The sequence below is a fragment of the Salinivibrio sp. ES.052 genome, assembly GCF_900141775.1.
Lineage (GTDB): Bacteria > Pseudomonadota > Gammaproteobacteria > Enterobacterales > Vibrionaceae > Salinivibrio.
On sequence record NZ_FSRI01000002.1, the window covers coordinates 578,459 to 595,653 of the forward strand.

18 protein-coding genes are annotated in these 17,195 nt (G+C 51.3%); 13 read left to right on the forward strand and 5 right to left on the reverse strand.

The annotated features are described in order from the left end of the window. Positions 1-16 precede the first annotated feature (16 nt). The gene (locus BUQ98_RS12345) at positions 17-2,842 is read right to left on the reverse strand and encodes a glycosyl hydrolase family 18 protein (protein WP_074214231.1); all 2,826 of its coding nucleotides are present in this window, start codon (positions 2,840-2,842) and stop codon (positions 17-19) included. Between the two features lie 663 nt (positions 2,843-3,505). Here BUQ98_RS12345 and rpsF point away from each other — a divergent pair. Genes rpsF through rplI form a run of 4 tightly spaced genes read left to right on the forward strand, consistent with a single transcriptional unit; the run spans position 3,506 to position 4,971 of the window. After that, positions 3,506-3,934, forward strand: coding sequence for a 30S ribosomal protein S6 (rpsF, locus tag BUQ98_RS12350; RefSeq protein WP_074214084.1), 429 nt, complete (start codon positions 3,506-3,508; stop codon positions 3,932-3,934). 8 nt (positions 3,935-3,942) lie between these two features. Further along, complete coding sequence (gene priB / locus BUQ98_RS12355; protein ID WP_074214085.1) at positions 3,943-4,245, forward strand: primosomal replication protein N; 303 nt, start codon at positions 3,943-3,945, stop codon at positions 4,243-4,245. Between the two features lie 16 nt (positions 4,246-4,261). Then, a complete protein-coding gene (rpsR, locus tag BUQ98_RS12360) occupies positions 4,262-4,489 on the forward strand; it encodes a 30S ribosomal protein S18 (RefSeq protein WP_021023493.1) in 228 nt (75 codons plus the stop codon). A 32-nt stretch (positions 4,490-4,521) separates the two neighbouring features. Then, positions 4,522-4,971, forward strand: coding sequence for a 50S ribosomal protein L9 (rplI, locus tag BUQ98_RS12365; RefSeq protein ID WP_074214086.1), 450 nt, complete (start codon positions 4,522-4,524; stop codon positions 4,969-4,971). Positions 4,972-5,027: 56 nt separating this feature from the next. Here rplI and BUQ98_RS12370 read toward each other — a convergent pair whose 3' ends face one another. Continuing rightward, on the reverse strand, positions 5,028-5,774 hold the full coding sequence (locus BUQ98_RS12370; protein WP_074214087.1) for a DUF481 domain-containing protein: 747 nt from the start codon (positions 5,772-5,774) through the stop codon (positions 5,028-5,030). A 178-nt stretch (positions 5,775-5,952) separates the two neighbouring features. Here BUQ98_RS12370 and BUQ98_RS12375 point away from each other — a divergent pair, with 178 nt between their 5' ends. Together BUQ98_RS12375 and alr are read left to right on the forward strand one after the other, a co-directional pair. After that, entirely contained in the window at positions 5,953-7,344 is a 1,392-nt protein-coding gene (locus BUQ98_RS12375; protein WP_074214088.1) for a replicative DNA helicase, read from the forward strand. After that, positions 7,334-8,464, forward strand: coding sequence for an alanine racemase (gene alr / locus BUQ98_RS12380; RefSeq protein WP_074214089.1), 1,131 nt, complete (start codon positions 7,334-7,336; stop codon positions 8,462-8,464). Before BUQ98_RS12375 ends, alr begins: the two co-directional genes overlap by 11 nt. Positions 8,465-8,504: 40 nt before the next feature. Here the strand turns inward: alr and BUQ98_RS12385 are convergent, their stop codons facing one another. Continuing rightward, the gene (locus BUQ98_RS12385) at positions 8,505-8,939 is read right to left on the reverse strand and encodes a secondary thiamine-phosphate synthase enzyme YjbQ (protein WP_074214090.1); all 435 of its coding nucleotides are present in this window, start codon (positions 8,937-8,939) and stop codon (positions 8,505-8,507) included. A 229-nt stretch (positions 8,940-9,168) separates the two neighbouring features. Here BUQ98_RS12385 and pgi point away from each other — a divergent pair, with 229 nt between their 5' ends. Then, positions 9,169-10,824 (forward strand): glucose-6-phosphate isomerase, encoded by a 1,656-nt coding sequence (gene pgi / locus BUQ98_RS12390; RefSeq protein ID WP_074214091.1) that lies wholly within the window; start codon positions 9,169-9,171, stop codon positions 10,822-10,824. Between the two features lie 105 nt (positions 10,825-10,929). Here the strand turns inward: pgi and BUQ98_RS12395 are convergent, their stop codons facing one another. Together BUQ98_RS12395 and zur are read right to left on the reverse strand one after the other, a co-directional pair. Further along, entirely contained in the window at positions 10,930-11,394 is a 465-nt protein-coding gene (locus BUQ98_RS12395; RefSeq protein WP_074214092.1) for a chemotaxis protein CheX, read from the reverse strand. Between the two features lie 29 nt (positions 11,395-11,423). Beyond that, entirely contained in the window at positions 11,424-11,867 is a 444-nt protein-coding gene (gene zur / locus BUQ98_RS12400) for a zinc uptake transcriptional repressor Zur (protein WP_074214093.1), read from the reverse strand. 282 nt (positions 11,868-12,149) lie between these two features. On the opposite strand from zur, the gene azu reads away from it, so the two are divergent. The 6 genes from azu (at position 12,150) to BUQ98_RS12430 (ending at position 17,171) form a co-directional block, all read left to right on the forward strand. Beyond that, a complete protein-coding gene (gene azu / locus BUQ98_RS12405; RefSeq protein ID WP_074214094.1) occupies positions 12,150-12,596 on the forward strand; it encodes an azurin in 447 nt (148 codons plus the stop codon). A gap of 240 nt (positions 12,597-12,836) precedes the next feature. After that, positions 12,837-13,865 carry a tRNA dihydrouridine(20/20a) synthase DusA gene (gene dusA, locus BUQ98_RS12410; RefSeq protein ID WP_074214095.1) on the forward strand — a complete coding sequence of 343 codons (1,029 nt, stop codon included), beginning with the start codon at positions 12,837-12,839 and terminating at the stop codon, positions 13,863-13,865. A 158-nt stretch (positions 13,866-14,023) separates the two neighbouring features. Continuing rightward, positions 14,024-14,287 carry an envelope stress response protein PspG gene (gene pspG, locus BUQ98_RS12415; protein ID WP_074214096.1) on the forward strand — a complete coding sequence of 88 codons (264 nt, stop codon included), beginning with the start codon at positions 14,024-14,026 and terminating at the stop codon, positions 14,285-14,287. A 161-nt stretch (positions 14,288-14,448) separates the two neighbouring features. Beyond that, positions 14,449-15,093: a TIGR04219 family outer membrane beta-barrel protein gene (locus BUQ98_RS12420; protein WP_074214097.1), complete on the forward strand. Its 645-nt coding sequence runs from the start codon at positions 14,449-14,451 to the stop codon at positions 15,091-15,093. 213 nt (positions 15,094-15,306) lie between these two features. Further along, positions 15,307-16,815 (forward strand): acetaldehyde dehydrogenase ExaC, encoded by a 1,509-nt coding sequence (locus BUQ98_RS12425; protein WP_074214098.1) that lies wholly within the window; start codon positions 15,307-15,309, stop codon positions 16,813-16,815. Between the two features lie 128 nt (positions 16,816-16,943). Further along, a complete protein-coding gene (locus tag BUQ98_RS12430; RefSeq protein ID WP_074214099.1) occupies positions 16,944-17,171 on the forward strand; it encodes a thymidylate kinase in 228 nt (75 codons plus the stop codon). Positions 17,172-17,195 lie beyond the last annotated feature (24 nt).

Sequence of the window (17,195 nt, forward strand, 5' to 3'; positions counted from 1 at the left end):
CAAGACCAGAAATGGATTAGAGGCTGCAGACTTGGCGCCAAGCTTGACCACCGGGTGCCGCTTGGGTCCACCATTTGGCTTCCCATACCGCCTCTTGGTAGATAAGTTGGTCGCCACCGCTGGCATGGTTGCCCCCGTTAGGCCAGTTGGGATAGGCACTCAGGCTGGCAACATCGACGCCGGGACACTGAGACTCTCCGCCACTTTGGCTGGTGCTACCGGGTAGCGAAGGCGGAAGGCTTGGATACTCCTGCTTCACCGCATAGCGCTGGCCATCTTTTTCGATGGTGATATTGGTCGGGTTGGTGATCGGCATGTAGTACATCACCTGAGCATCCAAGGTTTCACCCGGCTTAAAGCTTTGCTCAATGCCGCCCCATTCGTTAATCAGGGTGATGGCAAAGCGATGGTGCGTGGCATCAAACCCGCCGATGTTGTTGCCACTGGCGTTGCTGCTATCACGGACCACTTCCATGCGTAGCTTTTTCTGAGCGTTCCAGTCAGATTTAAAAATGGCCGAGGTGGAAACTGGCACATCAAAGCTGATGGTGGCGCCCGATAAGTCCAGATCGGAGTGGTTGGTAAAGCGGAACGTGGGGCGAATAGGATAGTTGTCATCGCCCACTGGGAAGTTCAGCGCGTCAAAGGTGACATCCACTTGCTCGCTTGGCACTTGGAAGTTGGCATCGCCACGTTGCAGTGAGTAGTCGCTGCCCGCTTGCTTAAAGGTTTGGTACGCCAGCGAAGTCAGGGTATCGCCCATAAAGTAGGCTTGACGCTGATCATCATAGCGATAATCCCCCGCCAGCTCCCAGAACATCACCCCGCCTAGGCCCTTATTGACTACGTAGTCGACCTTTTCGGCCATTGAGGTTTCGTCTTCCATCGACAGGAATACGCCTTTTTCCTCGTTCCAAACCCATGGAGCTTTGGCGATATCATCGTAATAAGCTTGATAGCTACCGGTGAGGCGATCGCTAGGATCTTGCTCAGGGTCGAGCCCGTACTTCGCGGCATAGGCCGGTAGTTTGCCGTCGAGCAGGTTTTTCACATGCCACAAAGGGTTAGAGCCAGCAGGTACTTCGTTACCGAGCTCGTCCACATCATGCCAAAGGTTATCTATCCCGATTGCACCGTTGCCGCATTTGTTTTTCTCACCGACACCTGTGCCAGCCGGGCACTCGCTTTGGTTTGGCAGTGGTGCGCGACCCCAAAGGCCTTTGTTGCCGCCTTGCACGTCTTTAAATCCACGGGTGTAATACGGGATGCCGATGTTGATACGGCCGGGTGACATACCGCCCATAAAGTAGGTGGCTGCCCAGTCGGTATTCAAATAGCCAATCCCTTCAAACTCAGGCGTTTGGTAGACATTCCATTGCTTGAGTTCGGAGTCTTCCCCGGTGTCGTACAGCGGTGCTTGGTGGCCAACATGATCATTCCATGCCCCGTGCAGGTCATAGCTCATGATGTTGACGTAATCCAAGTACTGGGTGGTTTGGAAGGTTTCCATCCCGCGCAATAAGTAACCCGATGACGGTGCGGCAATGGTCAACATATAGTGCTTATCATCTTGCGCACTGGCTTTATCGAGCGCTTCACGCAGCGATTTCATCAGCACTTGGTAAGATTTATTCAAGTGCGCTCGACGTGGGTTGGAGTAATCGAAATCGTCAGGGTGGCCAGAGTCTTTCATGGACGATGGGTATTCATAATCAATGTCTAGGCCATCAAAGCCATACTGGCGTAAAAAGGCGACGGCACTGTCGGTGAAAGCCTGAATGCCTGCTTGGTTGACGCTGCCATCGGCATTGGTGGTCATGGTGTAGAAGCCACCGCTATCGACGCGCTCGCCGTTTTCACCGAAGTAGCCCCCAGTTTCGGCCCAGCCACCCACAGAAATCAACGTTTTCACGTCGGGGTGTTGCTTTTTGTACTTGTTGAGCAAGTTAAAATGGCCTTGGTACGGCAGGGTTGGATCCATGTCTGCGCCTTCAACGCCCGGCCAGGTCATTTGTGTCGCTGGATTGTCCGGCGCATTGGGATCGCCAATTGAGAGTTGGTTGTCGGCATTCACGTGCGCAAAGGCGTAGTTAATGTGGGTGATCTTGTCCCAAGGAATATCGCTGACTAAATAAGCAGGCTGGCCGTTGGCACCGTTTCGCCAGCTAGTGAAATAACCGATGACACGGCGAGGGTGATCGGCCCCCATGTCTTCCAGACCGTTTTCGTCATACACAGAGCAATACGGCACCTCGACATCAGGGGTGGTATATAAACCGGCAGGGCGACAGGCGTACTCATCACCGCCGGTTTGGTCATCACCCACCACCTGTTGCAATGTTTGGGTGTCGGTGGCGCCTTTGTCGTCGGTCACGGTGAGGGTAAACGTAAAACGACCCGTTTGTTCGGCTTGCCAGTCAATGGTGGTCGCCTCGGCGCCTTCATACAATAGGGTGTCGCCTTGCGAGAGCGCGAATGAGGTCACCGTGCCGTCACTGTCGGTGCCCGAGAGGGTGAAGGTCAGTGTGTCGCCAACTTGTATCGGGCCGGAAGGCGAAACCGTTAACGATGCCGTGGGCGATTCGTTAACGCTGCCGGCACATTGGCCGAGGATTTTCCATGCTTTCCATTCCCCAGACTGGGTGGCCGGATTGGCTTGCGTCCACCATCGAGCTTCATAGGCGGTATCATCCGCTTTGACTTGCTCCCCTTTGGTGTAAGTATTCCCGTTTTGCCAGTTGCTCAGGGGCTGGCAATCAACCGCAGCCTGCACGCTGGGGCTACTTAACGCAAGCCCCGCCAAACCTAGCGCGACGGCACGCGATGGCGTCATCAATTTCATATTTTGCTCCCAAAATTTTTGAAGCGAATTCACTCGCCTATCCATATTGGCGAGCGTGATTATTACGGCCTTTACGCATGAAAATGTCGATTCATGGTCAAGCTTAGGTAATGAATCGGTTATGTTGGGCAATAAGTGCCAAGAAATGGAGACTGTCGTGCAATAATTTGAGCGCGGGTTCAGAAATTAATTATTGGTAAAAAATAAGTACATCAATAGCGTGAACCTGGTTGAAAATTGCGCATAATTGACAGCTTGCAGGGTTGATTTCTTAATTTATTTGCGAATCGTCATGTTTTTAAGGTCGATATCACGGAGGATGTTATCGGCAAGTTTATGTTTTTAGAAAAATAAGTGGGGTCGCTTGGCGGTCAAACTGAATGCGAATGAAATGGCGTGGCCACTGTTACCACTCACTGTTGATCTTAAAAAATGCCTGTTAGTGATCACCGACGGTATTGGCAGACATAAATAGGAGGTGTTCTCGCGCATCTTTACGAGGCAAACGCGTCGAAAAGTGATGGGGTGAAAATCTGTTTGCTTATGCCGCTGCAATTCTGTACTATCTCGCGCCTGATTCTCGGTCTTTTTCTTTTCGTTCCTTGCTTCCGCTGGACGACCGGGCCAATTGTGGAAGCTGATTAATCCGTAAGGAGCAACTCAATGCGTCATTACGAAATCGTATTCATGGTGCACCCTGATCAGAGCGAGCAAGTTGCTGGCATGATCGAGCGTTACACTGCGTCTATTAAAGATGCAGGCGGTCAAATCCACCGTCTAGAAGACTGGGGCCGTCGTCAACTGGCTTACCCAATCAACAAGCTGCATAAAGCGCATTACGTTATGATGAACGTAGAAGCTGAGCAGTCTGTGATTGACGAGCTGGAAAGCGTGTTCCGCTTCAACGACGCAGTGATCCGTAACATGGTCATGCGTACCAAAGGCGCTATCACTGAGCCATCTGTGATGATGAAGGCTAAAGAAGAGCGTACCGCTAAGCGTGAAGATCGCCCTGAGCGCGAAGAGCGTGCAGAAGCGAAACCAGAAGCACAAGCTGAAGCGCAAGCTGAAGGCGAAAACGCAGCTGAGTAATTGCTGTGATGACCAATCGGTTGGAGCTTGCTGGTGTTATCAGTAAAGCGCCTATCCATCGCCAAAGCCCTGCAGGGATCCCGCACTGTCACTTTGTGTTAGAGCATCGTTCCACGCAGGTAGAAGCTGACTTATCGCGGCAGGTGTTTTGTCGCTTATCCGTGGTTGTCAGTGGGCAAGGGTCAACACAACAAACGCAACATTTAGCTTTAGGCAGCCCTATCAAGGTAAGTGGCTTTTTGGCTTACCAGACTAGCCGACAAGGCGAAGGCAAATTGGTATTGCATGCCGACCACATTATAGACATTTAGATCAGGAGATAAGCCCATGGCACGTTTCTTCCGTCGTCGTAAGTTCTGCCGTTTTACTGCAGAAGGCGTCACAGAGATCGACTACAAAGATGTAGCGACTCTAAAAAATTACATTACCGAATCAGGTAAAATCGTACCTAGCCGTATCACTGGTACTCGTGCTAAGTATCAGCGTCAACTGGCTCGTGCTATCAAGCGCGCTCGTTACCTGGCCCTGCTACCGTACACTGACAAGCATCAGTAATCGGAACTGTCCAAGTTAGAGAGGATTGAAGAATGCAAGTTATTCTACTTGATAAAATCGGTAACCTGGGTGGCCTAGGTGATCAGGCAACTGTTAAATCTGGTTACGCACGTAACTTCCTTATCCCTCAGGGTAAAGCGGTTATGGCAACCAAAGCCAACATTGAACATTTCGAAGCACGTCGTGCTGAGCTAGAAGCAAAAGTTGCTGAGCAACTGGCAGCGGCTCAAGCGCGCGCAGAGAAAGTTGAAGCACTAGAAGCGGTTGAAATCGCTTCTAAAGCGGGTGATGAAGGTAAACTGTTTGGTTCTATCGGTACCCGTGATATCGCTGACGCTGTGACTGCAGCGGGCGTTGAAATCGCGAAAAACGAAGTTCGTCTACCAGAAGGTGCCTTGCGCAACACTGGCGAGTACGACATCAGCGTGCAACTGCACTATGACGTTTTCGCAACCGTAAAAGTGAACGTTGTTGCTGCTTAATGTCGCAATAATGGTTCGATAAAAAGCCAGCCTTCGGGCTGGCTTTTTTTATGATGTTACAACCATTGGTAACGGACACCCACCGTAAATACACTGTCATGGTGCTTCAGTCCTGGCGGCACATCTGTCATATAGTTGTGTTTGCTGGTTATTTTGATCGCGAGCTTCTCCGTAATGGTGGAGGCTAAGGTTACCGAGCCTTCGACGCTCGTGTTGCTCTCTCCTGAGATCACGATACTTCTCCCCTCTAAACTGACAGTATTAATGATATTCCACTGTCCCTTTGCCTGTGCTCGGATAACGGGCTCCCGGACGGAATAGGGCATAATCAGATCATCATTATCGATTTCGTCCAAATTAGGACGCTGATACCGATAACCTGGCCCAACTTCGGTACTTAGATTGAGGGTGTCGCTTTGCCACCATTGGTGCCCAACCCCTGTGGCTAACATAAAATCGTCATAATAAGGCCCGTAACGGTCAGCCACATACGTGGCATTGAGCAAGGTATAGCTTTGTGCGCTAATACTTCGGTTGGCTTGGGTTTCTACTTCTGTTTTGCGTTTGTCTTCTTCACCATCTTTCTCTACTTGTAGCAAGCTGACACTGGCTTGGTAACGAGTCTGTTGCGCATCATATTGTCCGGTCACTTCGCCGTTAATGGTTTGCGAGTCGGCATTACCACTTAGACGCTGTAAGCCAAGGGATAGGTCACTTTCCCAAGGCGATGGCGTGGCATTCGCGGCGTGACAGGCAGGCATATAGAGTGTCGTCACGACAAGGTAGACATAAGCAGATTTCATCGTGGATAACCTATCTCAAACTATAGCGCGTTATCCTAGGGATCCTGAGGCCCTTGGCGGTCAAATTTCCGTTAAAATCCAGGGTGCTTATTCAGCGTTTAGAAAAAAATGTCGTATAGGGCAGCGTCCCGCGAGGACAGCGGGTATAATGATGCCCATTAGCAATAGGTGAGTTTTTATGGCAGACAATCGTAAACCCGCAAGAGATCAGCAAGTCGCTAACCTCAAAATGCCGCCGCATTCAATAGAAGCTGAGCAGTCGGTTTTGGGGGGGTTGATGCTCGACAATGAGCGCTGGGATGCGGTTGCGGAGAAAGTGGTCGGTCATGATTTTTATAGCCGCCCCCATCGGTTGATTTACGAATCAACCAAATCTCTGCTCGATGAGGGCAAGCCGCTTGACTTGATCACCTTATCTGAGCATCTAGAAAAAGCCGGTCATTTGGATGATATTGGGGGTTTTGCCTATCTTGCGGAGCTGGCGAAAAATACCCCGAGTGCAGCGAACATTGTTGCTTATGCGGATATCGTCCGCGAACGTGCGATGGTCCGTAACCTGATTGGTGTTGCTAATGAGATTGCCGATGCGGGTTATGATACACAAGGGCGAAGCTCTGAAGACTTGCTTGATATGGCGGAGAGCAAGGTGTTTGCGATTGCCGAGTCACGTACCAGCGAGACAGAAGGCCCGCAGCATATTGACTCGGTGCTCAGTAAAACCCTTGAGCGTATTGAAGAGCTGTTCAAATCCCCACAAGACGGTGTCACTGGTGTGTCGACTGGCTTTACCGATCTCAATAAAAAGACGGCAGGTTTGCAATCATCTGACCTAGTGATTGTCGCGGCTCGACCATCAATGGGTAAAACCACATTCGCCATGAACTTGTGTGAAAACGCGGCGATGGATCAAGATAAACCGGTCCTGATCTTCTCTCTCGAGATGCCGGCCGAACAGTTAATGATGCGTATGTTGGCTTCGCTATCACGTGTGGATCAAACCAAGATCCGAACGGGTCAACTTGACGATGAAGATTGGGCACGCATTTCCTCATCAATGGGGATCTTGATGCAGAAAAAGAACATGTACATCGATGACAGCTCAGGGCTGACCCCCACGGATGTGCGCTCGCGTGCTCGTCGAGTGGCGCGTGAACATGGCGGTCTGAGCATGATCATGGTCGACTATTTACAGCTAATGCGTGTGCCTGGGTTACAAGAAAACCGAACCCTCGAAATCGCCGAGATTTCTCGCTCGCTGAAAGCGCTCGCCAAAGAGCTCAATGTACCTGTGGTCGCCCTGTCGCAGCTAAACCGCTCGTTGGAGCAACGCGCCGATAAACGCCCGGTGAACTCGGATTTGCGTGAATCGGGTGCGATTGAGCAGGATGCTGACTTGATCATGTTTATCTACCGTGACGAAGTCTATAACCCGGAAAGTGCGATGAAAGGGATTGCCGAGATCCTCATCGGTAAACAGCGTAACGGTCCGATTGGCTCCGTGCGCCTGACTTTCCAGGGGCAGTATTCGCGATTTGATAACTATGCAGGACCGGCTTTTGATGACGAGTAACCCTTTTATCATGACTAATGCGGCTAAAGCCGTTATCGATCCGGAGGCGATGGTACACAACATCCAGGTGATGCGTCGCAAAGCCTCCAATAGCAAAGTGATGACAGTGGTTAAATCCGATGGTTATGGCCACGGTTTAGTGTCAGTGGCCACCACACTTGCGCCTTATAGCGATGCCTTTGGGGTGGCTAGGATTGAAGAAGCGCTGACCTTACGTCAGGCCGGTATACACTTGCCTATTGTTTTGTTGGAAGGTTTTTATGAAGCCGACGAGCTGCCGCTATTGGTTGAACACCAACTGACCGCCACGGTGCACTGTGATGAGCAAGTCACTATGCTGACTAACGCGTCATTGAGTGAGCCTTTACCCGTGTGGTTAAAGGTCGACTCAGGGATGCATCGCTTAGGCTTCGAGCCGGACCAAGTACCAGACGCGCTCTCTGCCCTGACAGCATGTGACAATGTGGCGCCAGACATCGGCTTTCTCAGTCATTTTGGTTGTGCCGATGAAATGGATAACCCCATTACTCAAGCGCAAATAGACACCTTCACACAGGTGACAGAAGGGCTGCCTGGTGAACGCTCACTGGCGGCGTCGTCGGGAACCTTGTTTTGGCCGCAAAGTCACTTTGATTGGGTGCGACCCGGCATTTGCCTATATGGCATTTCTTCGCGGATTGAACTGACGGGTGAACAGCTGGGCTTGAAACCGGCGATGCGCTTAACCTCAAGGGTAATGGCCGTTCGCAAGCTAAAAGCCGGTGAGCCGGTAGGATATGGCGCGCGCTGGCGTAGCGAGCGCGATACGCTGATTGGTGTGATAGCCATCGGTTATGGCGATGGCTACCCACGACTGGCTCCCGATGGCACCCCTGTTTGGTTGAATGGCCGCGAAGTACCACTCGCTGGGCGGGTATCGATGGATATGATCACCGTCGATTTAGGGCCAGATGCCACTGACAAAGTGGGGGATGAGGCGGTGTTATGGGGCCCCGAGCTTCCCGTCGAGCGGGTTGCCCGCTTGGTCGATACCATCGGCTATGAGCTCGTGTGCCAAGTGACCGGCCGAGTGCCGCGCCAATACCTGACCACCACCTCTGAGCAGCGGGCGGCCGGCTAGGCCCCGCCACCCTTATCTAAACGCATGCTGGCCAGCGAGACTAGACGTTGGCTTGTGGTGTGCCTTGCAGGGTCACTACCAAGGTACGCATGCCGCCCTCATCGCGATGCTCGCCCAGATAAATCCCTTGCCACGTGCCTAAATTCAGCCGACCTTGGCTGATGGGCACCGTGACGCTTGCGCCTAACAATGACGCTTTGATATGCGCTGGCATGTCATCGTCCCCTTCGTAGGTGTGGCGATAATAAGGCGCACGCTCAGGTACTGAGTGATTAAAGTGCGCCTCCATATCTTGGCGCACGGTCGGGTCGGCGTTTTCATTGAGGGTTAAGCTCGCCGAGGTGTGCTTGATAAACACTTGCACCATGCCCATATCCATGTCGCCCAACATGGGGAGCGCGTGCACGATCTCGTCGGTGATCAGGTGAAACCCGCGCGGCCGAGCACGCAGACGAATCTCAGTTTGATACCACATAAGCAATCCTTGTTGTGATCTTTATCGTATGCTGTTGGCTCACAGGCGATCCAACTATTCTATGATTGATCGCAACCTACTCACCGCGATTAGATGTGAGAATCGAGCCATGATTATGTAATATTACACCAATGACCGCTGCGTACAGCGTGGTGGTGCTGACGTTATACAGGATCCTTGCCTGCTGTGATACCCACAGCAGCACTCACAACGCGATTTGGATGACATGATGCTAAAGACAACGAATCCCACTCAGACCGTGGCGTGGCAATCACTGACCGCCCATTTTGAAGAAGCGCAGGACTACACACTGGCTGATCTGTTTGCTGATAACCCAGAGCGATTTGCCCACTTCTCAACGCAATTCGAAGACAGCATTCTGTTGGATTATTCCAAAAACTTGATCAGCGAAGAAACGCTGACCAAGTTATTGGCACTCGCCGACGAAACCGGGGTCGCTGAAGCGATTGAGTCAATGTTTAGCGGTGAGAAAATCAACCGTACAGAAGATCGCGCGGTTCTCCACACAGCACTACGTAATCGTAGCAACACGCCTGTGATGGTTGACGGCGAAGATGTGATGCCTAAGGTTAATGCGGTACTGACGCAGATGCAGTCTTTTTCTGAGCGCGTGATCAGTGGCGAATGGAAAGGTTATACCGGTAAAGCGATCACCGATGTGGTGAATATTGGTATCGGCGGATCAGACTTGGGTCCTTATATGGTCACTGAAGCGTTGGCGCCGTATAAGAATCACCTTAACCTGCACTTTGTCTCTAATGTCGACGGCACCCATATGGCTGAGACGTTAAAAGGCCTTAACCCGGAAACCACCTTGTTCTTGGTGGCGTCAAAAACCTTTACCACCCAAGAAACCATGACCAACGCACACACGGCGCGTGACTGGTTTATGAATGCAGCAGGGGATGAGACCCAGGTGGCGAAGCATTTTGCTGCGCTATCAACCAATGCCGATGCCGTGGCGAATTTTGGTATTGATACCGCCAACATGTTCGAGTTCTGGGATTGGGTTGGCGGCCGCTACTCACTGTGGTCGGCGATTGGTTTATCTATCTGCTTGGGGGTAGGTTACGACAACTTTGTCGCGCTGCTTGATGGTGCGCACCAAATGGACAATCACTTCAAAACCGCGCCGATGGCACAGAACATGCCGGTTTTGTTGGCACTGATTGGTCTTTGGTACAACAACTTTCACGGGGCGGAATCAGAAGCTATTTTACCGTATGACCAATACATGCACCGTTTTGCGGCTTACTTCCAGCAAGGCAATATGGAATCAAACGGTAAGTATGTCGACCGCAACGGTCGCCCGGTTGACTACCAAACAGGGCCTATCATCTGGGGCGAGCCAGGAACGAATGGCCAGCACGCTTTCTACCAGCTGATTCACCAGGGCACCAAGTTGATCCCATGTGATTTCATTGCTCCTGTGCACAGTCATAATGCGATTGGCGATCATCACGCCAAATTGATGGCGAACTTCTTCGCCCAGACGGAAGCGCTAGCCTTTGGTAAGAGCCGTGAGCAAGTCGAAGCTGAGTTGACGCAAGCAGGCAAATCAGCCGAAGACGTGGCTGCGATTGCGCCATTTAAAGTGTTTGAAGGCAACCGCCCAACCAACTCGATTTTGGTGGAGAAAATTACCCCTTATACACTCGGCGCGCTGATTGCCATGTATGAGCACAAGATTTTCACCCAAGGGGTGATTTGGAATATCTTCAGCTTTGATCAGTGGGGCGTTGAGCTCGGTAAACAGCTGGCGAGTAACATTCTGCCTGAGCTCGGTGATGCACAGCAGGTTGAGAGCCACGATAGCTCTACCAATGGGCTGATCAACGCGTTTAAGCAGTGGCGCCAAGCCTAAGCTGAGCGGAACCACGATTGAGGAAGCAAAACGCCGCGATATCTGTCGCGGCGTTTTTTTATGTTTTGGGGCGAAGCTTGATATTCAGCTATTGAGTGTGCCCGCTTAGTGATCAAAACAGATTTCGATAAAGGCAGTGCCGTGCGGAGATTTAAACGGCATGATGATCACTGGGCCATCACTTTTGTGGTTGATGGTATGGCCTTTACCGGACACCACCACAGGGGTCGCCATTTCAAACTCAAAGCCTTTTTCCGACAAAATACGCTTCGCGCCACCTGTTACCATATTGGTGATTTCACCGACCATATCGGTCACCTCTTCATCAATAGAGTCCGAGCGTTCCCCAAGCATGCGCTGCATGATTTCAAGTGCCATATCTTCATCAAAAGTGACGGAAAAGGAGCCCTTAGTCTGTGGGCCGACCATGCCAATTAATCCAGAAACGTCCCCTTTGGCGATCTCTGACTTTTTCAAGTGAGGCTTCTCTGGCTGGATTTCCAGCTGTGCCATCGTCTGTAGCACATTGATCAGTGAAGTAAGAAACGGGTTGACGAATTGTGCTTCCATAAAGAATGTCCGTCCTAATCAATTCAGTATTAGTGAGCTAGGCATTGTGCGCAGGTACCATGGGTTTCAATCACGTGATGTTGGACCTCAAACCCCATTGTTTGCGCCTTTTCACGCAACGCCTCAGAAAGCTCCTCAGTGTGACACTCTTCCACGGTGCCGCATTGATCACAGATGAGCAGTTGGGAGCAGTGCCCCTGGTGGCCAAGATGACAACAAGCGATATAGCTATTGGTTGATTCCACCTTATGCACAAACCCCTGCGCTAACAGAAAGTCTAGCGCACGATAAACCGTTGGTGGTTTGGCTTGTGGCTCTGTTTCACGCAGCTCGTCTAGCAGCTCATAGGCGCTGATCGCACGTGAATAGTTGGCGATAATCTCGTAAACGCGCGTCCGCTGCGGCGTTAATCGCACGCCGCGTTGCTCGCAAAGCTGCTGTGCGCGGTGCAGTAACCCAGTGGTGTTGGTCATAGCGCCTCAAAGTGCTAACAGTCAGTCAGTTATCTTACCATAGCTGTATAACATCGCACCCCACCTATCGTCATCCTATGCGCTTTGCCACAAGTGTAAATAGGTAGTCTAATATCACTTGATCGCGATCAGTTACCCTACAGTAATGATAGAAGTAAAAATAAAAACCAATCAGTCGATTTTTGAATCGGCTAACTGTTTTGCGCTGTCATGTCAGTATGATGACAGCGTGCCACAGGCATTAAAAACATACCTTTACATCCATAATAGGAGTATGTACCGATGAAAAAACTGTTAGCCCTCGCCGCCCTGGCGTTCGCGTCTGTTTCAACGCAAGCGGCTGCCAATGAGTGTGAGTTAACTGTCACCACCGGCGATAAAATGGCCTACGACCAGTCATCGTTGTCCGTACCAGCAAGCTGCAGCGAAGTCACGCTAACGCTGGAGCATCAAGGCTCAATGCCTGTGACCTCTATGGGCCACAACTGGGTGCTGTCGGAAACGTCTAACCTGCAAGATATCGCCATGAAAGGCGCCGGTGCCGGCGCAGATAACGACTATCTGCCACAAGGCGACGATCGCATCTTGGCACACACTAAGCTGATTGGCGGCGGCGAAAGCACCACCATCACCTTCTCAACCGACGGTTTGCAAGGCAAAGACTTAACCTATTTCTGCTCATTCCCAGGCCACTGGACTGTGATGAAAGGCAAATTCACCATCGAATAAGTCTTGTTGCGAGAGAGCACCTCGTTCGGCTCTCTCGCTTGTTTTTGCCCGTTCTACAAAGCAATTCTCTCCAACTTGGGCAAAAAATGTCACGCTTTTTATACCACTACCTGATCGGGCTCTCTCTCGAATCTCGAATGCCTACCTGTTCTGCTTAAATCTTACCGGTGCAATGTGTATAATCCGCGTCCGCCTGTCGAAAATGACCGTCGTTCAACGTAATTGCAGAGATTCGAGACCATGACTAACCCCAGCAAAACCGCCGCCAGCCCTGATGTGACGCCAAAAACGGTGATGCAGCGTTTCTCTGTTGCGCCGATGTTGGATTGGACCGATCGCCACTGTCGTTATTTTCATCGCTTACTATCAGAACACACTTTGCTGTTTACTGAGATGGTCACCACAGGCGCGATCATTCATGGTAAGGCCGATTACCTTGCCTACAACGAACAGGAGCATCCGGTGGCGTTGCAGCTGGGGGGATCGGATCCGGCGGACTTGGCAACATGCGCCAAGCTGGCGGCTGAGCGTGGTTATGATGAAATTAACCTCAACGTTGGTTGCCCGTCGGATCGGGTGCAAAACGGGCGTTTTGGGGCGTGCTTAATGGCTGAGCCTGAGCTGGTGGCGCAGTGTGTGGCTGCCATGCGCGAAGTGACCGATGTGCCTATTACGGTGAAAACCCGCATTGGTATTGATGAGCAAGACAGCTACGAATTTTTGACTGACTTTGTGGGTACCGTCAGTGAAAAGAGTGGTTGTGATATGTTTACCGTGCATGCACGTAAGGCGTGGCTAAAGGGGCTGAGTCCTAAAGAAAATCGGGAGATCCCGCCGTTGGATTACCCGCGTGTTTATCAGCTTAAAAAAGATTTTCCGCACCTCACGCTTGCCATCAATGGCGGGGTGAAAAGCCTTGAGGAAGCGGAACAGCACCTAGCGCATCTTGATGGGGTGATGGTCGGCCGCCAAGCCTATCAGAGCCCGTTTATGTTGGCCGAGGTCGATCAGCGTTTATTTGGCAAGACAACCCCTCGCATTACACGTCGCCAAGCAGTCGAGGCGATGTTCCCGTACATCGAACAGCAGCTCACTCAAGGGGCGCAACTCAACCACATTAGCCGCCATATGTTAGGTCTGTTCCAAAATATGCCAGGCGCGCGGCAATGGCGCCGCTATATCAGCGAGAATGCGCACAAACCGGGCGCGGGTGTTGAGGTACTCACCACCGCAATGAGCCATATCCCTGAGCAATGGCTTGATGCTTGAACCGGTGAAAAGCACCAATTATTGGTGCTAATCTAACCACGCCTTCATATTATCGTGAAGGCAACGCTGTAGTCTATTGAATTAATGAGAATATATAGAGTGACAAATTGGCCTGAAACCTGCAAAGTCTGCATCGCTATCAAGACAAGGAGATCGCAATGATCGAACTACTCTTTCTGATTGGCTTTGCTGTTGTATTGTTCATGACGGGTGTGAGCATCATGGGCATGGTATTGGCCATGCTGGCTGGCTTTGCTGTGATGATGTTAGCCGGCATGATTGGCACCTTGTTAAAGCTATTGCCATGGCTGTTGGTGATCGCCCTGGTTGTGTGGTTAGTCAAGCGCCAGCGTCGCAGCCGTAAAGGCCAGGCAGAAGTGATCATTAATGAAAAGCGCTGGGCGAGGTTCCGTCGCCGTTAAACGTGCAAACTTTGCGCGTTGGCACAGCAAACACACGTCGTTGAGGGTTTTTCTCTTCACCCCGGCACAAAGCTTGCTATTATTCTAATCAGTCGGCGACAAGGCATGGCTTTGCCGCCTCCGCGTGACGACCCTTTTTAATCGACAATGTGGAGAGTTTCATGAAAACCACTTCAATGACGCTTGCCGCCGCAGCATTAACCGCGCTGATGGCGGTGCCTTCTCAGGCAGCAACCCTTGCAGGCGGAAAAGTAGGGGCGGATGCTTGGTTTATGGATGCTGACGTCAATAATGTAGAAGCGGATGACGCAAGTACCTCAGGCTCTTACTATGCTGCGATCGAGCACCCACTTCCGCTGATCCCCAATGCTAAGATCCGTCAAACTTCGGTGAGTGTTGACAACCCTGATGTTGATTTTGACCAAATCGACTTTGTTGCCTATTACGAGTTTCTCGATAATGACCTAGTGTCAGTGGATGCGGGCATTAATATGCAGCGTTTCCAATCTGGCAAGTTTCAAGGGCAAAGCTTTGACGAGTGGCAGCCTAATATCTATGTCGATGCGCGTGTTGGCTTGGTAGGGACGCCACTCAATGTGTTTGCCACCGTAAGCAAAGGCGAATTTGATGGCACCAGCACCTTGGATGCCGAGGCTGGGCTGATCTATCAGCTTGGCTTGGTGGCCGCTGATCTGAATGTGCGTGGTGGTTATCGTATGATTGATCATGATTTTGATTACTTTGACAACAACAAAGGCGAGCTTGATCTGACCGGTTTCTTTGTCGGGGCGGAACTCGATTTCTAACATTCCTTTGTTGAAAGCGTTATTTATTAAACCGTGCTTGGGCGCGGTTTTTTTATGCCCATAAATGCTGACTCACTCTTTGTCGCACACGTCTCACTGCGACTTTCGCCTAATACCCAGTGATAAAAAACTCTGCCACGCTTTTTGGGCGATAACGCCAGGAGAGACAGTACGTGCTCCTCTATCGACTCAAACACGGAATGAGGAAAGAGTATGATCTACGCAAAACCAGGAACAGACGGGTCAGTGGTGAATTTTAAATCGCGCTACCAAAACTTTATTGGTGGTGAGTGGGTACCGCCGGTAAAAGGTCAATATTTTGCTAATACCTCGCCCTGTACCGGAGAAACCCTTGCTGAGATCCCTCGATCAAGTGGCGAAGACGTGGATCTGGCATTGGATGCCGCCCATGGTGCGAAAGACGCATGGGGGAAAACCTCCGTGACAGACCGTGCCAATGTCTTATTAAAAATCGCGGATCGGATTGAATCGAATCTTGAGATGCTTGCGGTGGCGGAAACCTGGGAAAATGGTAAAGCGGTACGAGAAACCTTGGCGGCCGATATTCCGCTTTGTGCGGATCACTTCCGTTACTTTGCGGGTTGTATTCGTGCCCAAGAAGGCACTGCGGCGGAGCTGGATGCGGGGACGGTGGCTTATCATATTTATGAACCTCTGGGTGTAGTGGGCCAAATCATTCCGTGGAACTTCCCCTTACTGATGGCGTCATGGAAGCTTGCGCCGGCCTTGGCGGCTGGGAACTGCGTGGTGCTAAAGCCGGCGGAGCAAACCCCAACCACCATCTTGCTGCTGATGGAATTGATTGGTGATCTATTGCCTGCTGGTGTGGTTAACGTGGTCAATGGTTATGGCGCCGAAGCCGGTCAGGCACTCGCGACGTCCCCACGGATTGCCAAGCTCGCGTTTACGGGGTCAACGCCAGTCGGTCACCACATTCTGCGCTGTGCGGCAGAAAACCTCATTCCTTCAACCGTTGAGCTGGGTGGCAAATCGCCCAACATCTATTTTGAAGACGTAATGCAGCAAGAAGAAGCGTATATCAACAAAGCGGTCGAAGGCCTGTTGCTTGGCTTTTTCAACCAAGGCGAGGTGTGCACTTGTCCATCACGTGCGTTGATCCAGGAAAGTATCTATGACGACTTTATCGCACGTGTGATTGAACGTGCGGGCATGATTAAACAAGGTAATCCGCTTGATACCGAGACCCAAGTGGGGGCGCAAGCATCTGACGAACAGTTCGATAAGATCATGAGCTATTTGAAGGTGGGGCAAGAAGAGGGCGCGAAGGTGTTAATTGGCGGTAGTCACCAAGATTTGGGCGGTGGCTATTATGTACAGCCGACCTTACTGGAAGGCCATAATAATATGCGGGTGTTCCAAGAAGAGATTTTCGGTCCCGTAATTGGAGTCACCACCTTTAAGGACGAAGCGGAAGCGTTGGCGATTGCTAACCACACCGAGTATGGGCTAGGGGCGGGATTATGGACCCGAGATATGAACCGCGCCTATCGTGTCGGACGTGCGATTGAAGCAGGGCGGGTCTGGACAAACTGCTATCACCTTTATCCGGCGCATGCTGCCTTTGGTGGCTACAAAAAGTCAGGGATAGGGCGTGAGACCCATAAAATGATGCTGGGTCATTACCAACAAATCAAAAACTTGTTAGTCAGCTACGACATTGACCCTTTGGGCTTCTTTTAGCCAGGGGGGACGTCAACGCGGAGGCGGTGGTTCCACCGCCGCCTCTATATCTTCAAGCATCATGCGTGGCGGCTTTGCTTATCTGAGACTAAGCTCAATAGGTGAGTAAATGAGTGGGCAAACCCATCATGACAGCAGAACAGTTACGTGCATTATACCGTCAGCAGCTTTTGATTGAAGCGGTCGTTGAGCCCTCGTTAGCTAGCGAGGGATGGGTGGTTGAATGCCGCCATACCAGTGGAGGCTTAATGGTGCTCACCAATGCCGACGGCATTGAGCAGTGCTTTACCGATATTGATCAAGCGACCTCGAACGCGCTGAAAATTGGTTTTCAGCAAGTGCGTATTGCTGACTGACTCTCGCTCCCCGCCGAATAACAC